Raw genomic sequence first — 20,732 nt, 5'->3', positions numbered from 1 at the left:
GTCGGAGGTGTACGGCATCATCGGGGTGTGACGCGACGCCTGATGCTCCTCGACACCGCCTCCCTCTACTTCCGCGCCTATTTCGGCGTCCCGGACTCGGTGCGCGCACCGGACGGCACCCCGGTCAACGCCGTGCGCGGACTGCTCGACTTCATCGCCAGGCTGGTCCAGGACCACCGGCCGGACGACCTGGTCGCCTGCATGGACGCGGACTGGCGCCCGCAGTGGCGGGTCGACCTGATCCCGACCTACAAGGCGCACCGGGTGGCCGTCGAGACCACGGAGGGCGTCCCGGACGAGGAGGAGGTCCCCGACACCCTCTCGCCGCAGGTCCCGGTGATCGAGGCCGTCCTGGACGCGCTCGGGATCGCCCGCGTGGGCGTCGCGCCGTACGAGGCGGACGATGTGATCGGCACGCTGGCCGGGCGGGCCACCGGACCCGTGGACATCGTGACCGGGGACCGCGATCTCTATCAGCTGGTCGACGACGCCCGCGGGGTGCGGGTGCTCTATCCACTGAAGGGCGTGGGGACGCTCCAGGTGACGGATGAGGCCTGGCTGCGCGGGAAGTACGGCGTGGACGGCGGTGGATACGTCGATCTGGCCCTGCTGCGCGGCGATCCGAGCGACGGGCTGCCCGGGGTCCCGGGTATCGGCGAGAAGACGGCGGCGAAGCTGCTGGACTCCTTCGGCGACCTGGCCGGCATCATGGCCGCGGTGGACGATCCCGCGGCCCGGCTCACCCCGTCCCAGCGCAAGCGGCTCGACGAGGCCCGCGACTATGTGGCGGTCGCCCCGAAGGTCGTCCGTGTCGCCGACGACGTGCCGCTGCCCGATTTCGACCCCGCGCTCCCCCGCGAACCGCGCGATCCCGCGGCCCTGGAGGCCCTCGCGACCCGATGGGGCCTCGGAAACGCGCTACAGCGCCTGCTCCTCACACTCCAGGCGTGAAGGTGCTAGCTTAGGTAAGCCTAAGTAAGTACGTAGAACCTCATACGGTCCCGTCCCACACCCGGGTCCAGAGCTAGGGAGCACTCCGTGGCAGAGCGGCCGCAACGCCGGACACCGAAGGCGCAGGGGGCGCAGGTCCTGCGCACCGAGCAGATCACTCCGCACATGGTGCGCGTGATCCTCGGCGGCGACGGCCTGGCCGGCTTCACCCTCGCCGGGTACACCGACCACTACATCAAGTTGTGCTTCGCCCCGGAGGGCGCGGACTACAGCCACCCCTTCGACATGGCCAGGATCCGCGAGGAGTACCCGCGCGAGCTGTGGCCCACCACCCGGACGTACACCGTGCGCTCCTGGGACCCCGACGCCCGCGAGCTCGCCGTCGATTTCGTGGTGCACGGCGACGAGGGCCTGGCGGGCCCCTGGGCGGCGCGCGCCCGGCCCGGCGACCAGGTGACCTTCCTCGGCCCCGGCGGTGGTTACGTTCCGGAGGCCTCGGCCGACTGGCACCTGCTGGTGGGTGACGAGAGTGCCCTGCCCGCGATCGCCGCGTCCCTGGAGCACCTGCCGCAGGGCGCGGTGGCGCACGCCTTCGTCGAGGTGCCCGACGCCTCGGAGGAGCAGAAGCTCGTGGAGCCGGAAGGCGTCTCGGTGACCTGGCTGCACCGCGGCGACCGCCCGGTCGGCGAGGCTCTCGTCGCGGCGGTGAAGGGGCTGGAGTTCCCCGAGGGCGACGTGCAGGCCTTCGTCCACGGCGAGGCGGGCTTCGTGAAGGAGATCCGGCGCCACCTCCGCCTGGAGCGCGGCATCCCGCTCCAGCAGCTGTCGATCTCGGGCTACTGGCGCCTCGGCCAGAACGACGACGCGTGGCGCGCGGTCAAGCGCGAGTGGAACGAGCAGGTGGAGCGCGAGCAGGAGAGCGCCGCGTAAACCTCCCCGCTCCCCCGTGACCCGGTCGCCGTCCTGGACGGCGACCGGTTTTCGTGTGAGCCCTCACCCCCCGGCCTCCCGCTCCGCTCCGCCCTCGTAGGCGCGGGCGGAGGCGTCCACGTGGGCGAGCCGCCTGAGGGCGCCGAACATGGCCTCGCCGAGCACCGTGCCGACCACCACGCTCTCCACCAGGTCCTCGCGCGCCACCCGTCGCCGGACGTAGTCGAGGTCCGCGTGGGCCACGGGTTCGGCCGCGTCCGCGTAGACGTCGAGCAGTTCGACAAAGCCGCCGTGTCCCGCCCGGTGAAGGGCCGCCAGCACGCCTGCCAGTGACCGTCCCGCCGGACTGTCCGCACGCACGAACCAGCCGCGCCGCGCCAGCAGCGCGGCGACCTCCTCGCGGGCCTCGGCCGACTCCGGCCCCTCCTCCTCGGACCCCTCGGGCTCCTCGGGCTCCTCGGGCGTGATGCGCCTGGCTGCCGTACCGAGCACCTTGTGCACCGGCTGCCCCGGGTCGTCGACGGCCTCCAGGACCTCCGCGATGGCGGACAGCGACAGCCCTCCGACGTCCAGGAGAGCGCGGATCAGCCGCAGCCTGCGCTCGTGCCCGTCGTCGTAACGCGCCTGGTTGGGGCTGGTCAGAACGCCGGCGGGCAGCAGCCCCTCGCGTACGTAGTACTTGATCGTCGGCACCGGGACCCCGGACCTGCGACTCAATTCGCCGATGCGCACCGTGTGTTCACCCTCCAGGAGGTTGCCAAGCCGACCACCATCATAGATAGTTCCCCTATCGGATAGCGGACAGTGCCGCTATCCATATTTCCTCTGGGGGGACCTATGCAGTCATGGCGCACATGGCACCGGCCGTTAGTGCTGTTCGCCGCCTCGATGGTCGTCATGTCCGTCGTCGCAGCGGTGGGGATCCTGGTGGACGGCCGGGTCCTGGCGGGCGCGCCGATCTGGGCCAAGCCGTTCAAGTTCGCCGTCTCGTTCGTGGCGTACGCGCTGGCCCTGGCGTGGATGCTGACGCTGCTGACCCGCGGCCGGCGCGTCGGCCGGTGGGCCGGCACCGTGGTCGCCCTGGCGTGCGCCGGGGAGATGGTGATCATCACCGGCCAGGTGATCAGGGGGAAGCGGAGCCACTTCAACCACGAGACCGCGCTCGACTCGGCGTTGTACGACGCGATGGCCGCCACCGTCGTGGTCCTCTGGGCCGGCACGCTCGTCATCGCGCTCCTGCTGCTCCGCGCACGGATCGCCGACCGCGCCTCGGCCTGGGCCGTGCGGTCGGGGGTGCTGATCGCCCTGGTGGGCGCGGGGTTCGGCTTCCTGATGGCGCGCCCGTCCGCCGGACAGCGGGCGGCCGGCGGTCTCGACACCGCGGACGTGGTGGGCGCCCACGCGGTCGGTGTGCCGGACGGCGGGCCCTCGATGCCGCTGACCGGCTGGTCGACGACCGGCGGCGACCTGCGCGTCCCGCACTTCGTCGGCATGCACGCCCTGCAGGCCCTCCCGCTGTTCGTGGTGGCCCTGCTCCTCCTCGCGCCCCGGGTCGCCCGCCTGCGCGACCCGCGTGTGCGGCTGCGGCTGGTGCTCGTCACCTCCGGTGCGTACGCCGCGGTCGTCGCCCTGGTGGCCTGGCAGGCGCTGCGCGGCCGGCCACTGGTCCACCCCGACGGCGCGACACTCGCCGCCGCGGGGCTGATCGTCGCCGCAACGGCCGCGGGGGTCCTCGCCGCGCTCCGCCCGGCCGCCCCCGCCTCGTCGGCCACCGCGCCGGACAAGGAGCCCGTGTCATGACCGGTGCACTCTTCGAGATCACGTTCATGGCGGCCGCCCCGTTCTGGCTGCTCATGATCTTCGCGCCGAACTGGCGCGCCACCGCGCGCGTGGCGTCCTCGCCACTGACCGTCCTGCCGGTGCTGGCCCTCTGGGCGGTGATGGCCGCGCCGGTGCTCCCGGAGCTGTGGGCCGCGGTGAGCAGCCCGGACGTCGACACGTTCCGCGAGCTGACGTCACTGGCGAACGGCGCCGGGGCCGTCTGGGCGCAGATCATCGCCTGGGATCTGCTGCTGGGGCAGTGGATGTTCCTGGAGTCGCGCAGGCTGGGGATGTCCCCGCTGGTGACGGGGCCTCTCCTGGTGCTGACGATCCTGCTCTCACCGATCGGGCTGGTGGTCCTCCTCGTCGTCCGCGCGGCCAGGAGGCCCCGGTCACGGCCGGCCGGACGTGCGTACGAGAAGGTGGGCGGACCGGCCGATTCCTGAAGCGTCCGACCAATCCTCCGGGCCGCCGGCTCCGAATCACCCAGGAAACCGTTGCGTGCCCCGGGAGGACCGTCCGCGTGAGAGAAGCCGTACACATCAGTGGGGTCCCTTCGTCGGGCCCCGGCCTGCAGGAGCTGCTCGGCCGGGTCGCCCGGGGCGACCAGGCCGCCTTCACCCAGGTGTACGACCAGGTCAGCGGGCCGGTCCTCGGCCTGGTGCGGAGCGTGCTCCGCGACCCGGCCCAGTCGGAGGAGGTGGCCCAGGAGGTCCTGGTCGAGGTGTGGCGCACCGCCCCCCGCTACCAGGCGTCCCGCGGCAGCGCCATGAACTGGGTGCTGACGCTCGCCCACCACCGCGCGGTGGACCGGGTCAGGTCGGCCGAGGCGTCCGCGGCACGGGAGCACAAGGCCGCGCTACTGGACCGCACCCCGGACTTCGACGAGGTGTCCGAGCAGGTCGAGAGCCGGCTGGAGAAGGAACAGGTCCGGCGCTGTCTGCGGACGCTCTCCGAGCTCCAGCGGGAGTCGGTGACGCTGGCCTACTACCGCGGACTGACCTATCGCGAGGTCGGCGAGCTGCTGTCCGTACCACTGGGAACCATCAAGACACGGCTGCGCGACGGGCTCATCCGGCTGCGCGACTGCCTGGGGGTGAACGCATGAGCACGGCCGAGCTGCACACACTGACCGGGGCCTATGCCCTGCACGCGCTGCCGGACGAGGAGCGCGTCGCGTTCGAACGGCATCTGGGTGCCTGCGAGGCGTGCGCCCGGGAGGTACGGGAGCTGTCCGCCACCGCGGCCCGGCTGGGGCTCGCCGTGTCCGCCACGCCGCCCCCGGGGCTCCGGGACCGGGTGCTGCGCGACATCACGACCGTACGGCAGGAGCCGCCGCCCCGGGGGCGGAGTGCCGGCTCCGGGGTCTCCGCCGGCCGGGCCGGCCGCTGGTCGACGTACGCCCTCGCCGCCTGCGTCGCCGCCGCTGCCGCCTTCGGCGGGGTCGCGGTGTGGCAGAACCAGGTCGCTCAGGACGCCCGGCAGGAGACCGCCCGGGCCGTACAGCACAACGAACAGGTGGCGCGGGTGCTGACCGCACCGGACGCCAGGACCAGCGCCGCGGATCTCGGGGACGGGGCCCGGGGCACGGTGGTCGTCTCACGGAGCGTGAACCGGGCGGTGTTCCTCGCGTCGGACATGGCGCGGCCGCCCGGCGGCAAGGTGTACCAGCTGTGGTTCGACGACGGCGGCACCATGCGCGCGGCCGGTCTGATGAACCCGTCCGCCACGGATGACGCAGTTCTGCTGGACGGTCCGGTGGACCGCGCGTCCGGCATGGGCATCACCGTCGAACCGGCGGGCGGATCCGAACAGCCGACCTCCGACCCGGTGGCCCTGATGGAGTTCAAGGACGCCTGAAAGCCCGAGTGGGCGCGTCCCCTTGCCGGGGGGGCGCGCCTCGGTGGTGCCGTCCTCGGTGACGATGTCCACGCCTCCGCCGAGGCGCCGCACCGTGCGGGCCGGGGTGGGCGTACGCACGGAGCGCACCTGCCCGGCGATGCGGTCGACGTACTCGCGCGACCACCCGGTGACGGTCCGCCAGACACCCGGTGACGGTCCGCCAGACCGGGGAGTCGCCGATCGTGAGCATCCCGTGGTGTCCCAGGAACGTGAAGAGGTGGCGGGCCGGGTGGCGCACGCCCCTCAGAGGTCATTCGGGGCAGTGGGCACCACGGATTGGCCGATGATCGGAATTACTTCGATCGGGTGAACGACCAATCCGCCGGGCGGTCCGCGCCGAACCCCTGGTGTGAGAACAGACCGAGATGTTTCGCAGCAGCAGGGGGCCTCCGCGCCCCGGCGGTCCCGCTGGGCACGCGCCGCGTTCGCCGCGCTCAGCGGTCTGATCGCCGGGTTCACCGCCCTGTGCGTCGCCGAACTCGTCGCCGCCGCCGTGCGTCCCGAGGCGGGTCCGGTCACGGCCGTGGGCGGGGCGGTCATCGACCGCACTCCCCCGGCCGTCAAGGACTTCGCCGTACGGAACTTCGGTACCGACGACAAGCTGGTGCTACAGCTCGGGATCCTCGTCCTCCTGGCGGTCTTCGCCATGGCAGTGGGGGTCCTCGCGCTGCGGCACCGGTGGACCGGCGCTGCGGCCGTCCTGGTCTTCGGCGTCGTCGGGGCGGTGTCCGCGGTCGGCCGGCCGGAAGGCCGGCCGGGGGACGCACTGCCCTCGGTCGTGGGTGCGCTGGTGGCCGCGGGAGTGCTGTATCTCCTGGCCGGACGGCTGCGCGTCCCAAAGACCGTGCCGTCTCCCGCGGCTGGGGGGACGGACGGTGGGGCGCAAGGCGCCTTCGACCGCCGCGGATTCGTGATCGCGGCGACCGCCGCCGCGGCGGCCTCGGCCGGTGCGGGGCTCCTGGGCCGACAGCTCCAGGCGTCCCGGCTGGCCGGGGTCTCCGCCTCACGCGGCGACATCACCCTCCCGGCACCTGCCTCGGCGGCGCCCCCGATACCCGCGGGAGCCGATCTCGGCATCCGGGGCCTGAGTTCCTTCACCACCCCGAACAAGGACTTCTACCGGGTGGACACGGCTCTGGTGGCCCCGCGCGTCGACGCCGACGCGTGGCGGCTGCGGATCCACGGCAAGGGGGTGGCGCGACCCGTCACCCTCAGCTTCCAGGACCTCCTGGGCCGCGAGCTCGTGGAGCGGGACATCACGCTGACCTGCGTGTCCAACCAGGTGGGCGGCCCCTATGTGGGCACGGCCCGGTGGATCGGCGTACGCCTGGCCGATCTGCTGCGCGAGGCCGGGGTGAAGCCCCCGTCGAAGGGCGGGTCCGCGGACCAGATCGTGGCGCGCTCCGTGGAGGGGATGACGATCGGGACTCCGGTCGAGGAGGTCATGGACGGCCGTGACGCACTGCTCGCGGTCGGCATGAACGGCGAACCGCTGCCGTTCGACCACGGCTTCCCGGTCCGGATGGTCGTCCCCGGCCTCTACGGCTACGTCTCGGCGTGCAAGTGGATCCAGGACATCGAGCTCACGACGTTCGACGCGTACGACGCCTACTGGGTCGAGCGCGAGTGGTCCCGCGAGGCTCCGGTCAAGACCCAGTCCCGCATCGACACGCCGCGCCCCTTCGCCGCCCCCGGGGCGGGGACCGTGCCGGTCGCCGGAGTCGCCTGGGCCCAGCACCGGGGCATCGCCCGCGTCGAGGTCCGCGTCGACAGCGGGGAGTGGCACACCGCACGGCTGGCGGCGGAGGCCGGCCATGACACCTGGCGCCAGTGGGTGTGGGAGTGGCCGGCCACGACCGGCCACCACACCCTCGAGGTCCGCGCGACGGACCGTACCGGCGCCACCCAGACCGACAAGCGGGTCGGCACCGTGCCCGACGGTGCGACCGGGTGGCACTCGGTGGTGGTCGATGTGACCTGACGACCGAACACGCCCCCTCTTCCCAACCCTTGCTCAACGATTCACCAAGGAGAACACCATGAACAACCGTCACCTTCGCCGCATCGCCGTCACCGTCTCCGCCGCGGCCATGCTGCCGCTCGCGCTGACCGCCTGCTCCAGCGACGACTCCTCCTCGTCCGACTCTGCTGCGGACAAGCCCGCGTCGAGCGCGCCGGCCAAGGAGACCGAGCCCATGGACGAGCCGTTCGGTCCGGGCTGTGCGACGGTCCCGAAGGAGGGCGCGGGCTCGTTCGACGGCATGGCGCAGGACCCGGTCGCCACGGCCGCGTCGAACAACCCGGCGCTGTCCACCCTGGTGACGGCGGTCAAGCAGGCCGGTCTCGTCGACACCCTGAACAGCGCCGAGAACATCACGGTGTTCGCCCCGACCAACGACGCCTTCGCCAAGATCCCGAAGGCGGACCTGGACAAGCTGCTCGCGGACAAGGCCGGGCTGACCAAGGTGCTCACCTCGCACGTGGTCGGCGAGAAGCTGACGCCGAAGCAGCTGGAGAAGGGCTCCTTCGACACCCTTGCGAAGACGAAGCTCACCACGTCGGGGTCGGAGATGTCCTACACGGTGAACGACTCCTCGAAGGTCGTCTGCGGCAACGTCCCGACCGCCAACGCGACGGTCTACATCGTGGACACCGTCCTGATGCCGGCCTCCTGAACCGACGGCCCGTCAGTACGCTGACGACATGACACCGAGCCCCGAGGACCGCGCCCTCCGCCCCGGCCGGAGCGGCGCGGACCGCGGGGCTCGCACCGTCGGCGCCGTCGTGGGCTCGGCGGTGGGTGACGCCCTGGGCGCCCCCTTCGAGTTCGGCCTCCCAGGGGTGTACTCCGCCCGGTTCCCGGACGGAGCAGGCGCGATGTGCGGGGGCGGCGGCTGGGATCCGGGGGAGGCTACGGACGACACGCAGATGGCCGTCCTCGTCGGTGAGTCACTGCTGGAGAACGGGGGCCTGGACCTTCCCGACATCTTCGGCCGGTTCCGTCGGTGGGCGGCCGGCGAGCCGAAGGACATCGGCCTGCAGACGGAGGACGTCCTCACGAGCGGTGCGCCCTGGGACCTGGCCGCAGCGCTCCACTTCCAGGTCAACGGGCGTGCGGCGGGCAACGGTTCACTGATGCGCGCGACCACGTCGGCTGTGTACTTCGCCCGGGCGGGGCGGACCGCCACCATGGACGCGGCCCGTCGGATCGCCGCCCTGACGCACGGCGACCGGGCGGCGTGGGAAGGCACCGCGGTCTTCCACGAACTCGTACGCGTGGCGCTCGAAGGCGGTGATCCGCTCGCGGCCGTGGAGGACACGCTGGACCTGGTCCACACCGGCCACCGGGCCCGCTGGGCCGCCGTGCTGGCCCCGGACTGGCATCCGGACGACGCCACCGAGTTCAACGGCGCGGTCTGGCCCTGTCTCGGTACGGCGCTCTGGGCGCTGCGCACCACCGACGACTTCGAGCGCGCCCTGGGATCGGCCGTCGACGTGGGCGGGGACACCGACACGGTGGCCGCGGTGACGGGCGGCCTGGCCGGCGCGGTGTACGGGATCGACGCCGTCCCGGAACGCTGGACCCGCCCCCTGCACGTACCGCTGCCGGGATACGGGGCCCGTGTGCTGCGGACGGCCGACCTGGTGTCACTCGCACGCCGCCTCGACGGAACCGCAGAATTCGACCGCCAGGAAAACTACACATAAGGGGCATATAAGAGCACACTGGGTCTGGAGAGCTGATGACCGCACCCCCTGACCGCGGTCGCTCCAGCAAGTGCGAAGGAGACCATCCTCATGAGTAACATCTCGCACACCGGAAGGGATGTTTCCGGAAAGACCAGAGACTCCGGACACGCCGGAAGGGACATCTCCGGACACCCTGACGCCGAAGAAATGCGAGCACGCCACGACCGCGTGATGGGCGGCGGCCGTCGCACCACAGCCGGTGCGGACGCCCCGGTGTTTCTGCTCGGTCTGTACTGCGCCGTCTCGCCGTGGGTGCTTCACTTCACCGCGAGCCAGCCCTCCCTGGTGACGCACAACCTCGTCATCGGCCTCGCGATAGCCGTGCTGGCGCTCTGCTTCACGGCCATGCCCGAGCGGATGACCGGGATGAGCATCGCCATCGTCGCGCTGGGCGCCTGGCTCATCGTGTCGACGTGGGTCGTGGGCCAGAGCCCTGACATGGGCGTCATCCTCAACAACGTGATCGTCGGTGGTCTGGCGATTGTGCTGGGGGCAGCCTGCGCGGGACTCTCGATGAAGAACAAGAAGACCTGACGGGAGAACGCACAGGAGTGGCCACAGGCGCGTACAGCCGCCCGTGGCCACTCGTCCGTTCTCCTCGCCCGGGGGGCGGGAACCCCACGGGGCGGGAACTCCACGGGGTGGGAACCCGCTCTCACCCCACGGAGCTGTACGCCACCACGCCCCGCAGCACCGCGTCGACGGCCTTGTGGGCGTTCTTCGCGACCGAACTGCCGTCCCGGGGCGCGGCGGCCGCGATCTGGCCGAGCACGTCGATGACCTGCTTGCACCACCGTACGAAGTCACCGGCCGGCATCTCCGCCTCGCGGAGGACCTCGTCCAGCGTCCGGCCGGAGGCCCACATGTAGACCGCCCAGGCGAAGCCGAGGTCGGGTTCGCGCTGTCCGACCCCTTCCGTCTGGCTGATCTTGAAGTCTTCCTCCAGGGCGTCGAGACGGCCCCAGATGCGGATCATCTCGCCCATCGCGGCCTTCGCGGGCCCTGAGGGCAGCTTGGGTGCGACCGCGTCGTCCGCCTGGCGCGCCTCGTAGACGAGCGCCGAGACGCAGGCGGCGAGTTCGGCGGGGTTGAGCCCCTCCCAGACACGGTCCCGCAGGCATTCGCTGGCCAGCAGGTCGAGCTCCCCGTAGAGCCTGGCCAGCCGCCGGCCGTTGTCGGTGACCTCGTTGCCCCGCAGGTAGTCCAGCTCGGTCAGGAGCGCGACGATGCGGTCGAAGGTCCGGGCGATGGTGTTCGTCCGGCCCTCGATGCGGTGCTCAAGCTGCCGGGTGTCGCGCTGCAGCCGGTGATACCGCTCGGCCCAGCGCGCGTGGTCCTCGCGCTCGTCGCACCCGTGGCAGGGATGCGCGCGCAGTTCCGTGCGCAGCCGGGCGATCTCGTGGTCGTCGGCCGCGGCGGCCCGCTGCTTGCGGTGCCGGCCCGGGTCGATGTGTCCGGCCTTGCTCCTCAGCGCGGAGGCCAGGTCGCGGCGGGACTGCGGTGAGCGGGGGTTGAACGACTTGGGCACCCGCATCCGCTCCAGCGCCTCGACCGGCACCGGGAAGTCGATGTGGGCCAGCCGCTTGACCTGCCGCTCGGCGGTCAGCACCAGGGGACGCGGTCCGTCGTGGTACTCCAGCCCGCGATGGCCGTTGGTCCGCCCGGCGGGCAGGCCGGGGTCGAGGACCAGGGCGAGTCCGGCGAACTTGCCGGTGGGGACGTGGATGACGTCACCGGGCTTCAGCTTCTCCAGCGACGAGGCCGCGGCCGCCCGCCGCTGGGCCGCGCCCTGCTTGGCCAGCTCCGTCTCGCGGTCCTTGAGGTCGCGGCGCAGTCGCGCGTACTCCTCGAAGTCCCCGAGGTGGCAGGTCATGCCCTCCTTGTAGCCCTCGAGGCCCTCCTCGTTGCGCTGGACCTGCCGGGAGATCCCGACGACGGACCGGTCGGCCTGGAACTGCGCGAAGGAGGTCTCGAGCAGCTCGCGCGAGCGGTGCCGCCCGAACTGCTGGACGAGGTTGACGGCCATGTTGTACGAGGGCCGGAAACTGGAGCGCAGCGGATACGTACGCGTCCCCGCGAGTCCGGCGAGCGCTCCGGGGTCCATCCCCCGCTGCCAGAGAACGACCGCGTGGCCCTCGACGTCGATGCCACGGCGCCCGGCCCGCCCGGTCAGCTGGGTGTACTCGCCGGGCGTGATGTCGGCGTGCTGCTCGCCGTTCCACTTGACGAGCTTCTCCAGCACCACGGAGCGCGCGGGCATGTTGATGCCCAGCGCCAGCGTCTCGGTGGCGAAGACCGCCTTGACCAGGCCGCGGACGAACAGCTCCTCCACGACCTCCTTGAAGGTCGGCAGCATCCCGGCGTGGTGTGCCGCGATGCCGCGCTCCAGGCCTTCGAGCCACTCGTAGTACCCGAGGACATGGAGGTCCTCGGGCGGAATGGACGCCGTCCGCTCCTCGACGATCTCCCGCACGAGCCCGCGCTTGTTCTCGTCGTTCAGCCGGAGACCGGCCTGCAGGCACTGCTGTACGGCCGCCTGGCAACCGGCCCGGCTGAAGATGAAGGTAATGGCGGGCAGCAGACCCTCGGCGTCGAGCCGGTCGATGACCTCGGGCCTGGACGGGGTCCAGATCCGGCTGCGCTGACGCCGCTCGCGCTCGCGGTCCGCCTCGCGCACCATCTTCCCGCGCCTGCGGTCGCGCGGGTTGTATCCGCGCTGGTTCTCCATGCGGGCGAGGCGGACCAGGTCCGGACTGACCTCGCGCCGGCCGGTGCCCCTGCCGCCGTGGTCGGTCTCCTCCTCGAAGAGGTCGTACATCCGGCGTCCGGCCATGACGTGCTGCCACAGCGGCACGGGCCGGTGCTCGGAGACGATCACCTGGGTGTCACCGCGGACGGTGTCCAGCCAGTCGCCGAACTCCTCGGCGTTGGACACGGTCGCCGACAGCGACACCAGTGTCACGGACTCCGGGAGGTGGATGATCACTTCCTCCCACACGGCTCCGCGGAAGCGGTCGGAGAGGTAGTGGACCTCGTCCATGACCACGTAACCCAGGCCGGTGAGGGCCTGCGAGCCCGCGTACAGCATGTTGCGCAGGACCTCGGTCGTCATGACGACCACGGGTGCGTCCGCGTTGACGCTGTTGTCGCCGGTCAGCAGACCGACCTTGTCCGCGCCGTAGCGCCGGACGAGATCGGTGAACTTCTGGTTGGACAGCGCCTTGATGGGCGTGGTGTAGAAGCACTTGCGGCCCTGCTGCAGGGCCAGGTGCACGGCGAATTCACCGACGATCGTCTTGCCCGACCCGGTCGGGGCCGCGACCAGTACCCCCTTGCCGGCCTCCAGAGCCTGGCAGGCCTCGATCTGGAACGGGTCCAGTCCGAATTCGTACATCTCGCGGAAGGGCCCGAGGGCGGTGGCCTGCTCGGCCGCACGGACCCGGGACGCCTGGTATCGCTCAGCTGGTGAGAGGTCCTCTGTCATCTTGATGACGAGCCTACCCGCCCCGTATGACAGTCAGCCCGATCTTTATTTCACGGTGCAAGGACCCGGACCGCGCCGGGCACGCACGTGGCGCTGAGGGGCAGCGCGCCCAGCGGTTCACCGTCCGCGTACGCCGTGACACCGACCGCGGCCAGCTCTATCGAGGACACCCGGTGCACGGTGACCTTCGGGTGCCCGAGGTGCGTGCCCCTGTAGACCTTCGGGAAGACCTTGAGCAGGGTGGTCCGGCTGCAGTCACCCACCACGGTCACGTCGAAGAGCCCGTCGTCCATGACCGCGTCGGCGCAGATCCTCATGCCGCCGCCGTACGTCGTCCCGTTGCCCACGGCGATCAGCGTCGCCTCGATCTCGGCCACCGGTCCGCCGTCCAGCCTGATCCGATACGGGATCGGCCTGAAGGAGGCCAGTTCGGCGAGGATCGCCAGGTCGTACTTGAAGCGCCCGCCGACCCAGCGCATCCGGTTCCCCCGGTCGTTGACCCGCGAATCGAAGCCGGAGGCCAGCACGGAGCCGAACCAGCGCTCCCCGACCCGGCCCAGGTCGATCGCGCGCGCCGTCCCGGCCTTGAGCATCCCGGCGGCCAGCCGGCCCGCGGCGGCGGGCGACCGGATCGGCAGCCCGAGGGCACGGGCGAAGTCGTTCCCGGTGCCCACCGCCACGGCGCCGAGGGGTGTCGAGGTACCGGCGACGGCCTGCAGGGCGAGGGACATCATGCCGTCCCCGCCCACGGCTATCAGCGCCCCGGTCCCGTGTGCCACCGCCTCCCGGGCCCGTCGCAGTGCGTCGTCGGCGTCCTCGCCGAGAACCGTCCGTACGGAGAAGCCGGCGTCCCGCAGAGCGGAAGCGGCCGGCTGCGCGGCACGCGCGCCCCGGCCGCTCCCCGCGGTGGGATTGACGAAGAGGGTGATCTCGCTGGTCACCCGCGGGACCTTACAAGGTCAGGTGATGTCGTCGTAACCGTTGAGCCGGTTCGACCGGCCGCCGTCCGCGTCCCCGCTCGCCTGCCCGGGCAGAGCAGGCCGGGAGGACACCGGTTCGACGGCGCCGACCGCCTCGGGGGTGAGGTCCAGGCTCGACGCCTCGTCGTCGTCGAGCTCGGCGTCGGGGTTGGCACGCCGCCTGCGCTTGTCGTTGAGCAGCGAGAAGCCGACGGCCACGAAGTAGAGCACGGCGAGCGGGCCGGCCAGCAGCAGCATCGAGATGGGCTCGCCGCCAGGCGTGGCGATGGCCGCGAAGGCGGTCAGCCCGACGAGCATCCCGCGCCACCAGCGCAGCATGCGGACGCCGGACAGGACACCGGTCAGGTTGAGCAGGATGAGCAGGAGCGGCAGCTCGAAGGCGAGCCCGAAGACGATCACCATGCGGGTGATCAGGTCCAGGAAGTCGTCCAGCGGCAGCAGGTTCTTCACGTTGTCGGGTGTGAAGCCCAGCATGATCTCCGCGGTCTGCGGCAGGATCGCGTACGCCAGGTAGGCACCGCCGACGAAGAGCGGTACCCCGGCCGCGACGAAGGCGACCGAGTAACGCTTCTCCTGCTTGTGCAGGCCGGGGGCGACGAACGCCCACAGCTGGTACAGCCACACCGGGGTGGCCACCAGCACGCCTGCCATCAGGGACACCTTCAGCGCGATGGTGAACGGCGACAGCAGACCGTTGGTGGTCATCTCCGCGCAGGGCCGACCGTTGACCATGGTCACGGCGCCGTTCTTGCAGCCGACCGAGTCCAGGATCGGCTTCATCAGGAACTCGAAGATTTCCTTCTGGAAGAACGCTGCCACGATCACGGCGACGATGATCGCCAGGACCGACTTCAGCAGCCGGTTGCGCAGCTCACGCAGGTGATCGAGGAGGGGCATCCGCCCCTCGTCGTCCTTCTCCTGCTTGCGGGCAGACTTGAGCAACCCACTTCCCTCGTCTCGTGCGGCAGCTTCAGATGGTGCGGATCAGCTGTCAGCTCTGGGTGGTGGGCTTGGCCTCGCTGACCGGGCGGGAGCTGGTGACATCTCCCGGAGCGGCCTGGATCGTGCGCGCGGTGGCCGCGGGCGGGGTGGTGTCCGCGACGTTCTCCGTGGTGGGCGCCGCGGCCTCCGCGTCGTCCTTCTTCATGGCCTTGGCCTCGCTCTTGAGGATGCGGGCCGACTTGCCGAGCGAACGCGCCATGTCGGGGAGCTTCTTGGCACCGAAGAGCAGCAGGACGACAGCGATGATCAGAACGATCTCGAGGGGCTTCAGATTGCCGATCATGTGCGACTTCCTTCTCACTGAGGCGTCTGGAGGGTGGGGCTCGCCACCCGTTTCGACCGGACAGTTGTCCGACCTTCGCGCTGGCAGCGATCGTAACCCGCAGGGGTAAACGCGAGGCAATGCCTGTGCGTACTCCCGCTTGCGGCCCACACCTCCCTGCCTGGGCCGCTCCAGCAGCGTACCCCCCGAACCAGTGAATCAGGAGGCCGCGCACTGCTATCGCAGGGCCTCGCCGGTGTCGGCGAGGGTGGTGGCCGCTCGTTCGAGATCCTCCGCCGCTCGGTTGATGCGGCGCGTGGTGGCGGCGACCTGTCCGGCGAGCCGCTGTGCCTCGACGAAGACCTTGACGGCCAGGACGCCGAGCACGGCCAGGCCGGCGAATCCCAGAGCGATGGCGAGCATGGGCCAGAACATGGGCGGATCCTCGGTGTCTCTCGTTACCGCAGGGCGGTGTGCAGGCGCAGTGTCCGTACCCCGCCGCCGCTGAGGAGTTCGATGATGCGCTCCCCGGCCGGCTTGCGGACCGCGGACCCGCAGGCGGGACACGTGAAGGAGTAGAAGGTCGTACGGTGGCTGGCTCCTATGGCCAGCCGCAGTGAGCCCGCACCGAGCTCGAACCGCTCGCGGCAGTCCGGGCAGGCCGCCCGGAAGCGCACGGTGTCGGGCACCGTGACCGGAACCGGTCCGGTCTGTGTGCTCGATATCGCAGTCATATGGCCTTCGTCTCCTCGGTGCACCGCCGGCCGCCGCTCAGAGCGCGCCGTCGTAGGCGGCCAGTGCCTCACGCGCCGCCAGCCGGGCGCTCTCGGCCAGATCCGGGGGCGATGTGATGCGTCCTTCGCCGCCCAGCCGCAGGGCGAGCCTGCGCAGGGAGGCCGGGTCGGGCGTGCGGAGCGTGATCCGCAGACCGCCGTCGGGGAGCTCCTCCGCGCTGTCGTGCGGGTAGTACTCGGCGACCCACCGGCCGCCGGGGCCGACCTCGATCACGACCTCCGGGTCCTCGGCGGCGGGCTGCACGAGCCCCTCGGAGAGGTCCCGCAGCTCCAGCTCGGGCGGGGCGGACGGGGCGTCGAGGAGTCTGATCTCGGCGACCCGGTCGAGCCGGAACGTACGCCGCGCCTCGGAGAGGCGGCACCAGCCCTCCATGTAGGTGTGGCCGACGGCGAACAGCCGGATCGGATCCACCTCGCGCTCGGTCAGCTCGTCGCGCGCGGGTGAGTAGTAGCGCAGCCAGAGGCGGCGCCGCTCGGAGATCGCCCGGTCGACGTCGGCGAAGACACCGCCCTCGGACTCGAAGGTGACCGAGAGCCGCGAGCTGGCGGCCCCCACCTCACCGGCCGCCGTCTCCAGCTTCGCGGTCGCGCGCACCAGCGCCTGGCGGTCGCTCTCCCGCAGGCCGGGGAGCGTGGCGACGGCACGGGCCGCGACGAGCAGGGCCGTCGCCTCGTCGGCGGCCAGACGCAGCGGCTCCGCGACGTCGTCCGGGTTGTGCCACCAGATCCGGTCGCCGTCGGTGTCGATGTCCAGCAGGTCACCGCCGCGGAAGCTGGTCCCGCACATGGGCAGCACGTCGAGGTCGGAGATCAGCTCGTCCTCGGTGATCCCGAAGGCCCGGGCCACGTCCTGGACGTGCGCGCCGGGGCGCTCACGCAGGTACGTGACGAGGGACAGCATCCGCCGGGTCTGGTCGATCGCGTTCGTGGCCACGAGTACGGGTCCCCCTCAGTCCTTGGCCACGGCGCGCAGCCGGTCCATCACGTCGGCCCGCAGATCGGCGGGTTCGCTCACGATCACGTCGGGCCCGAACTCCACGAGCCAGGCGTCCAGCCCGTGCCCGTACGGGATCTCCAACTCGTCCCAGCCGTCGCCCAGTTCCCGTACGGATATCGCGCGGGAGCGCAGCGGGTAGCCGGAGCCGGTGCGCAGCCTGATCCGGGCGGTCCTGGTCGCGGTCTCCCCCGCCCAGCTCTCCACCGTCTCGCGGACGGTGACGGCGTCGGGCACGGGGGCCGTGAAGGCCCCCGCACGGGAGCGGACCCGGCCGGAGATCCGGGAGAGCCGGAAGACCCGCTCGGCGCCCCGCTCGCGGTCCCAGCCGGCCAGATACCAGTGGCCGCGCCAGCACTCGAGCGTCCAGGGCTCGACCTGGCGCTGCTCCGGGCGGGCGGCGTTGCCCTTGCGGTAGTCGAAGGTGACCGGGCGGCGGTCCCGGCAGGCGAGCATCAGCGGCTCGAACGCGGCCTCGTGGACCGGGATACGGGGTTCGAGGGCGCTGTGCACCTCGTAGGCGTCCTCGGCCTCCGGCATGCCGGCCGCCCGCAGCTTCTGCAGGGCGCCACTGGCGGCGCCGGCGAGCCGGGCCTGCTGCCAGACCTTCGCTGCGAGCCCGAGGGCCGCGGCCTCCTCGGCGTCCAGGGTGATGGGGGGCAGCCGGTTGCTGTCGCGGCGCGCGAGATATCCGGTGTCGCCGTCCAGATTCTCCACGGTCTCGATGATCAGGCCGAGTTCACGCAGATCGTCCTTGTCGCGCTCGAACATCCGGTTGAAGGATTCGTCGGAGCCCGCCTCCAGGTAGGCCTCGATGGACCCGCGGAGCTCACGCTTGCTGAGCGGACGCCGGGTACCCAGCAGACACAGTGCCAGGTTCATCAGCCGTTCGGCCTTGGCAATCGCCATCGACGCCCTTTCTCGACGTGCTCTCCGACCGTCGACCGTACCGCCCCGGGGTGTCCGGACCAAAGCGAGGGCCCGTGCCTTGCGGCACGGGCCCTGACTGCTGTAGACGGACGGATCAGACGCCGACGAGGTCGCAGACGAAGATCAGCGTCTCGCCCGGGGCGATCGCGCCGCCCGCGCCACGGTCACCGTAGGCGAGGTGGGCGGGGATGGTCAGCTGGCGACGGCCGCCGACCTTCATGCCCTGGACACCCTGGTCCCAGCCCGCGATGACCTGGCCGGCACCGAGCTGGAACTGCAGCGGGGTGCCGCGGTTCCACGAGGCGTCGAACTCCTCGCCGGTGGAGAAGGCCACACCGACGTAGTGCACGGAGACGGTCTGACCCGCCTGGGCCACCGGTCCGTCGCCCTCCCAGATTTCCTTGATCTCCAGGTCGGCCGGAGGCTCGCCACCCGGGAAGTCGATCTCGGGCTTGTCGATGCTCACTGAACTGCTCCTCTTGACTGTGAACTGGGCAACCGGGACAGTCTTACATCTTTGTCAGGATGTCCACGGCGAAGACGAGAGTGGACTTCCCGGGGATGGACTGCTGGGCCTCGTCACCGAAGGCCTGGTCCGGCGGGATGACGAGCAGCACACGGCTGCCGACCTTCTTGCCGACCAGACCGTTCTTGAGACCCTTGAGGGTGACCTGGGCGAGCGGGAAGGTCTGGGTCTTGCCGGTCTGGTAGGTGCTGTCGAAGGCCTTGCTGCCCTTCCAGAGCAGACCCACGTAGTTCACGACGACGCTGTCGGTCTCCTTGATGACCGCGCCCTTGGACTCCAGTACGTAGTTGGAGACCAGCTTCTTCGGCGGGTCGCTCTTGGGGATCGTGACGGTCGGCGCCTTGCCGTCGGTCTTGGTCCCGACCTTCGGCAGGTCGATGTTGTCCTGGGCGACGGCTGTGCCCTCGGCGGACTTCGGGATCTGCGTCGCCTTCACGACGTCGACGACGAAGACGAGGGTGGCGTTGGGCTTGATGTCGCCCTGGCCCTGCTCGCCGTAGCCGAGGCTCGGCGGGATGACCAACTCGACGCGGCTCCCGACCTTCTGGCCGACGAGCCCCTTGTCCCAGCCCTGGATGACCATGCCCGCACCGAGCGTCAGGTCGAAGGGCTGCTTGCGGTCGAAGCTGTTGTCGAAGGGCTTGGTGGAGTCCCACGCCTGCCCGAGGTAGTTGACCTGGATCGCGTCGCCGTTCTTGAGCTTCGCGCCGTCACCCTCACTGATGACGTCGGTCTTCAGTTCCTTGGGAGGATCCCCCTCACCCTTCGACAGAGTGGGCTTCTCGCCGAACTTCGCGCCCGCGGTGATCGCGGGAACGCCCTTCTCGGTCGAGGCGGAGTCGGAGGCCTTGTCGTCGCCGCATGCCGCCGTGGACAGCAGCAGTAGGGGGACGACGAGAAGGCCGGCAAGTCGGCGCACTGGTTCCTCAGATCTCAGACGGCACGTGAATGGTCCCCGACACTCTAGGCGGACGGAAGGGCCCCGTACGAGGAACGTACGGGGCCCGGTCACATGCGAGGCAGGACATTCCTGTCCGGGTCACATGCCCGCGATCAGCTTCTCCACCCGCTCGTCGACGGAACGGAAGGGGTCCTTGCACAGCACGGTGCGCTGCGCCTGGTCGTTGAGCTTGAGATGGACCCAGTCGACGGTGAAGTCCCGCCGCTGCTCCTGGGCCCGCCGGATGAAGTCGCCGCGCAGCCGCGCCCTGGTCGTCTGCGGGGGCACCGACTTGCCCTCGAAGATCTTCATGTCGTTGCAGATGCGGGCGGCCTGGCCCTTGCGCTCCAGGAGGTAGTAGAGCCCACGACGCCGGTGGATGTCGTGGTAGGCGAGGTCTATCTGGGCGACCCGCGGATTCGACATGGTCATGTTGTGCTTGGCCCGGTACCGCTCGATGAGCTTGTACTTCATGACCCAGTCGATCTCGGTGCCGATCCGGTCGAGGTCCTCGGCCTCGATGGCGTCCAGCGTGCGGCCCCACAGCTCGAGGACCTGGTCGACGGTGCCGGTGCGGATGCCACGGCGTTCGACGAAGTCGACGGCCTTCTCGTAGTACTCCCGCTGGACCTCGATGGCGGACGCCTCGCGGCCGCTGGCCAGGCGCACCTTGCGCTGTCCCGTGATGTCGTGGCTGACCTCGCGGATCGCCCGGATCGGGTTCTCCAGGGTCAGGTCGCGCATCACGGTGCCCGCCTCGATCATGCGCAGCACGAGATCGGTGGCGCCGACCTTGAGCAGCATGGTCGTCTCGGACATGTTGGAGTCACCGACGATGACGTGGAGGCGGCGGTACCGCTCCGCGTCGGCGTGCGGTTCGTCCCGGGTGTTGATGATGGGACGGGAGCGCGTCGTCGCGGAGCTGACGCCCTCCCAGATGTGCTCGGCCCGCTGGCTCACGCAGTAGACGGCTCCGCGCGGCGTCTGCAGCACCTTGCCGGCACCACAGATCAGCTGCCGGGTGACGAGGAACGGAATGAGGATGTCCGCGAGCCGGGAGAATTCTCCGTGCCGGGCCACGAGGTAGTTCTCGTGGCACCCGTAGGAGTTTCCAGCCGAGTCGGTGTTGTTCTTGAAGAGATAGACGTCGCCCGCGATTCCCTCCTCGTGCAGGCGGCGTTCGGCGTCGACGAGCAGGCCTTCGAGAATGCGCTCGCCCGCCTTGTCGTGCGTGACCAGTTCGGTCACGTTGTCGCATTCGGGTGTCGCGTATTCCGGATGCGATCCCACGTCGAGGTACAGGCGGGCGCCGTTCCGCAGGAAGACATTGCTGCTGCGGCCCCATGACACAACACGGCGGAAGAGGTAGCGCGCCACTTCGTCAGGTGACAGTCGGCGCTGTCCCCTGAACGTGCACGTGACGCCGTACTCGTTCTCCAGCCCGAAAATGCGGCGGTCCATGACTG

Annotated in this window: 22 protein-coding genes and 1 pseudogene; 10 read left to right on the top strand and 13 right to left on the bottom strand. The window is 70.7% G+C overall.

Going from position 1 to position 20,732, the window contains the following annotated elements; all coding sequences use genetic code 11:
• The first annotated feature begins 42 nt into the window (after window positions 1–42).
• Entirely contained in the window at window positions 43–951 is a 909-nt protein-coding gene (locus tag ACIP63_RS31610; protein ID WP_401523153.1) for a 5'-3' exonuclease H3TH domain-containing protein, read from the top strand.
• A gap of 87 nt (window positions 952–1,038) precedes the next feature.
• On the top strand, window positions 1,039–1,881 hold the full coding sequence (locus ACIP63_RS31605) for a siderophore-interacting protein (RefSeq protein WP_401522575.1): 843 nt from the start codon (window positions 1,039–1,041) through the stop codon (window positions 1,879–1,881).
• A gap of 63 nt (window positions 1,882–1,944) precedes the next feature.
• Here the strand turns inward: ACIP63_RS31605 and ACIP63_RS31600 are convergent, their stop codons facing one another.
• On the bottom strand, window positions 1,945–2,574 hold the full coding sequence (locus tag ACIP63_RS31600; protein ID WP_401522572.1) for a MerR family transcriptional regulator: 630 nt from the start codon (window positions 2,572–2,574) through the stop codon (window positions 1,945–1,947).
• A gap of 195 nt (window positions 2,575–2,769) precedes the next feature.
• Here ACIP63_RS31600 and ACIP63_RS31595 point away from each other — a divergent pair, with 195 nt between their 5' ends.
• The 4 genes from ACIP63_RS31595 to ACIP63_RS31580 all read left to right on the top strand — a co-directional run bounded on the left by ACIP63_RS31595 (window position 2,770) and on the right by ACIP63_RS31580 (window position 5,562).
• Window positions 2,770–3,681: a hypothetical protein gene (locus tag ACIP63_RS31595; RefSeq protein ID WP_401523150.1), complete on the top strand. Its 912-nt coding sequence runs from the start codon at window positions 2,770–2,772 to the stop codon at window positions 3,679–3,681.
• Window positions 3,678–4,148 carry an ABA4-like family protein gene (locus ACIP63_RS31590; protein WP_401522569.1) on the top strand — a complete coding sequence of 157 codons (471 nt, stop codon included), beginning with the start codon at window positions 3,678–3,680 and terminating at the stop codon, window positions 4,146–4,148. The genes ACIP63_RS31595 and ACIP63_RS31590 overlap by 4 nt, the downstream gene beginning before the upstream one ends.
• A 77-nt stretch (window positions 4,149–4,225) precedes the next feature.
• Window positions 4,226–4,810, top strand: a complete 585-nt coding sequence (locus ACIP63_RS31585) for a sigma-70 family RNA polymerase sigma factor (protein ID WP_401522566.1) — start codon at window positions 4,226–4,228, stop codon at window positions 4,808–4,810.
• Window positions 4,807–5,562, top strand: coding sequence for an anti-sigma factor domain-containing protein (locus tag ACIP63_RS31580; RefSeq protein ID WP_401522563.1), 756 nt, complete (start codon window positions 4,807–4,809; stop codon window positions 5,560–5,562). The genes ACIP63_RS31585 and ACIP63_RS31580 overlap by 4 nt, the downstream gene beginning before the upstream one ends.
• A gap of 42 nt (window positions 5,563–5,604) precedes the next feature.
• Here the strand turns inward: ACIP63_RS31580 and ACIP63_RS31575 are convergent.
• A pseudogene (locus tag ACIP63_RS31575) lies at window positions 5,605–5,854 on the bottom strand (amine oxidase); the annotation flags it as partial.
• Between the two features lie 99 nt (window positions 5,855–5,953).
• Between ACIP63_RS31575 and ACIP63_RS31570 the strand changes: the two are divergent.
• The 4 genes from ACIP63_RS31570 (at window position 5,954) to ACIP63_RS31555 (ending at window position 9,888) form a co-directional block, all read left to right on the top strand.
• Window positions 5,954–7,585 carry a molybdopterin-dependent oxidoreductase gene (locus ACIP63_RS31570; RefSeq protein ID WP_401522560.1) on the top strand — a complete coding sequence of 544 codons (1,632 nt, stop codon included), beginning with the start codon at window positions 5,954–5,956 and terminating at the stop codon, window positions 7,583–7,585.
• A gap of 58 nt (window positions 7,586–7,643) precedes the next feature.
• Complete coding sequence (locus ACIP63_RS31565; RefSeq protein ID WP_401522557.1) at window positions 7,644–8,279, top strand: fasciclin domain-containing protein; 636 nt, start codon at window positions 7,644–7,646, stop codon at window positions 8,277–8,279.
• Window positions 8,280–8,307: 28 nt separating this feature from the next.
• Window positions 8,308–9,312: an ADP-ribosylglycohydrolase family protein gene (locus ACIP63_RS31560; protein ID WP_401522555.1), complete on the top strand. Its 1,005-nt coding sequence runs from the start codon at window positions 8,308–8,310 to the stop codon at window positions 9,310–9,312.
• A 90-nt stretch (window positions 9,313–9,402) separates the two neighbouring features.
• Window positions 9,403–9,888, top strand: coding sequence for an SPW repeat protein (locus ACIP63_RS31555; RefSeq protein WP_401522552.1), 486 nt, complete (start codon window positions 9,403–9,405; stop codon window positions 9,886–9,888).
• A gap of 121 nt (window positions 9,889–10,009) precedes the next feature.
• Here the strand turns inward: ACIP63_RS31555 and ACIP63_RS31550 are convergent, their stop codons facing one another.
• From ACIP63_RS31550 to pafA, 11 genes are all read right to left on the bottom strand, one after another.
• Window positions 10,010–12,838, bottom strand: coding sequence for a DEAD/DEAH box helicase (locus tag ACIP63_RS31550; protein ID WP_401522549.1), 2,829 nt, complete (start codon window positions 12,836–12,838; stop codon window positions 10,010–10,012).
• A 50-nt stretch (window positions 12,839–12,888) separates the two neighbouring features.
• On the bottom strand, window positions 12,889–13,779 hold the full coding sequence (locus ACIP63_RS31545) for a diacylglycerol kinase (RefSeq protein ID WP_401522546.1): 891 nt from the start codon (window positions 13,777–13,779) through the stop codon (window positions 12,889–12,891).
• 18 nt (window positions 13,780–13,797) lie between these two features.
• A complete protein-coding gene (gene tatC / locus ACIP63_RS31540; protein WP_401522544.1) occupies window positions 13,798–14,760 on the bottom strand; it encodes a twin-arginine translocase subunit TatC in 963 nt (320 codons plus the stop codon).
• Between the two features lie 49 nt (window positions 14,761–14,809).
• A complete protein-coding gene (gene tatA, locus ACIP63_RS31535) occupies window positions 14,810–15,103 on the bottom strand; it encodes a Sec-independent protein translocase subunit TatA (protein ID WP_401522541.1) in 294 nt (97 codons plus the stop codon).
• 216 nt (window positions 15,104–15,319) lie between these two features.
• Complete coding sequence (locus ACIP63_RS31530; RefSeq protein WP_129261536.1) at window positions 15,320–15,517, bottom strand: hypothetical protein; 198 nt, start codon at window positions 15,515–15,517, stop codon at window positions 15,320–15,322.
• A 23-nt stretch (window positions 15,518–15,540) separates the two neighbouring features.
• Window positions 15,541–15,816, bottom strand: a complete 276-nt coding sequence (locus ACIP63_RS31525) for a hypothetical protein (protein ID WP_401522538.1) — start codon at window positions 15,814–15,816, stop codon at window positions 15,541–15,543.
• A 37-nt stretch (window positions 15,817–15,853) separates the two neighbouring features.
• Window positions 15,854–16,810 carry a YafY family protein gene (locus ACIP63_RS31520; RefSeq protein ID WP_104790274.1) on the bottom strand — a complete coding sequence of 319 codons (957 nt, stop codon included), beginning with the start codon at window positions 16,808–16,810 and terminating at the stop codon, window positions 15,854–15,856.
• 15 nt (window positions 16,811–16,825) lie between these two features.
• Complete coding sequence (locus ACIP63_RS31515) at window positions 16,826–17,779, bottom strand: YafY family protein (RefSeq protein ID WP_104790273.1); 954 nt, start codon at window positions 17,777–17,779, stop codon at window positions 16,826–16,828.
• Window positions 17,780–17,894: 115 nt separating this feature from the next.
• Window positions 17,895–18,266 carry an FKBP-type peptidyl-prolyl cis-trans isomerase gene (locus tag ACIP63_RS31510; RefSeq protein ID WP_401522534.1) on the bottom strand — a complete coding sequence of 124 codons (372 nt, stop codon included), beginning with the start codon at window positions 18,264–18,266 and terminating at the stop codon, window positions 17,895–17,897.
• Between the two features lie 43 nt (window positions 18,267–18,309).
• Window positions 18,310–19,245, bottom strand: a complete 936-nt coding sequence (locus ACIP63_RS31505; RefSeq protein WP_401522532.1) for an FKBP-type peptidyl-prolyl cis-trans isomerase — start codon at window positions 19,243–19,245, stop codon at window positions 18,310–18,312.
• A gap of 120 nt (window positions 19,246–19,365) precedes the next feature.
• Complete coding sequence (pafA, locus tag ACIP63_RS31500) at window positions 19,366–20,727, bottom strand: Pup--protein ligase (protein WP_401522529.1); 1,362 nt, start codon at window positions 20,725–20,727, stop codon at window positions 19,366–19,368.
• Between the last annotated feature and the right edge of the window lie 5 nt (window positions 20,728–20,732).

The organism is Streptomyces sp. NPDC088746 (assembly GCF_044751065.1).
Classification (GTDB): domain Bacteria; phylum Actinomycetota; class Actinomycetes; order Streptomycetales; family Streptomycetaceae; genus Streptomyces.
The sequence above is the reverse complement of the archived record's forward strand: the minus strand, read 5'-3'. Positions and strand labels throughout refer to the sequence as shown.